General features: G+C 74.7%; 1 protein-coding gene and 1 pseudogene. One reads left to right on the top strand and one right to left on the bottom strand.

Features of this window, described 5'->3' with window-relative positions; all coding sequences use genetic code 11:
• Positions 1-2: 2 nt before the first annotated feature.
• Positions 3-386, bottom strand: a complete 384-nt coding sequence (locus tag DLJ47_RS00045; RefSeq protein WP_088997395.1) for a WhiB family transcriptional regulator — start codon at positions 384-386, stop codon at positions 3-5.
• Positions 387-642: 256 nt separating this feature from the next.
• On the opposite strand from DLJ47_RS00045, the pseudogene DLJ47_RS00040 reads away from it, so the two are divergent.
• A pseudogene (locus tag DLJ47_RS00040) lies at positions 643-1,089 on the top strand (helix-turn-helix transcriptional regulator); the annotation flags it as partial.

Genomic DNA, 1,089 nt, shown 5'->3' with positions numbered 1-1,089 from the left:
GGTCAGGCGATCTTGCGTTGGGCGGGGACGGCGGACTTGTGCGGCCGGCCCAGGCGGGCCTCCAGCCGGGCCACGTCGACCCGGGTCTGCCGGCGGTCGGCCAGGTCCTCCCAGCCGATGGCGAGCAGCCGCAGCCGCTCGGACTCGCTGAAGCCGCCCCAGACGCCGTACGGCTCGCGGACCGAGAGCGCGTGGGCCGCGCACTCGGCGCGCACCGGGCAGGTGCGGCAGACCGCCTTCGCGCCGGACTCGCGGCGCAGGCGGGAGGAGCCGCGCTCGCCGTCGGGGTGGAAGAACTGGGCGCTGTCGCGACCCCGGCAGGCACCGAGCCGCTGCCAGTCCCAGAGATCGACGATGGGTCCGGGCAGTCTACGTACGTTCGACATCAGCACCCCTCCTCCCGCGCGGCACCGCGAGATACTCATGGCCGGCAACACCGGGCGGCGGCGCCGCGCAGGCGCACCCTTCCCGGCCTGGACCTCCCGGTACCCGAGCTGTTGCCGACTCACACTTCTGTGATCGAAAACTTCCGGCAACTTGCGGCATATGCCCCAACTGTCGGAAAAGTTCGGAGGATTGCCGGGAACCACCTCGGCGGCGCGCCCGGTCATGGTCTGCTCATTGGCGGAGAGGAGACCCACTGTGCGTACGGTTCTCGTGTGCGTTCGGACACCGCTCGCCGCCCAGCACCTGACCTCGGCGGCGGCCCGGCTCGGGCTGTCCGCGGTCGTCCGGACCGCTGTCTCCGATCCCGAGGTGATGCTGCGCCTGGCCGAGCGGCCGGCCGACGTGGTGCTCGCCGACACGGCGCTCACCCGGCCGGACAGCGCCGGCTTCGTCCGCCGGGTGCTCGCCCGCGCGCCGCAGGCCGCCGTCGTGCTGCTCGGGACGGAGGAGTCCGAGGCGGCCGCCGCCACCATCAGCGCCGGTGCCCGGGGCCTGATCCAGGGCGCCGACCACGACCTGACCAGTGCGGTGGCCAAGGCGCTGCTGCTGCTCTCCGCGCCCGGCCGCGCGGCCCGGCACCGGATCACCGACCCGGCCCGGGACACCGCCGCGGTCGGCGGCCCGGGTCGCCCGCCGCAGGGC

The sequence above is a fragment of the Micromonospora sp. S4605 genome (genome assembly GCF_003176715.1).
Taxonomy (GTDB): domain Bacteria; phylum Actinomycetota; class Actinomycetes; order Mycobacteriales; family Micromonosporaceae; genus Micromonospora; species Micromonospora echinaurantiaca.
Note: the sequence above shows the minus strand (reverse complement) of the source record. Positions and strands in the feature narration are given on the sequence as shown.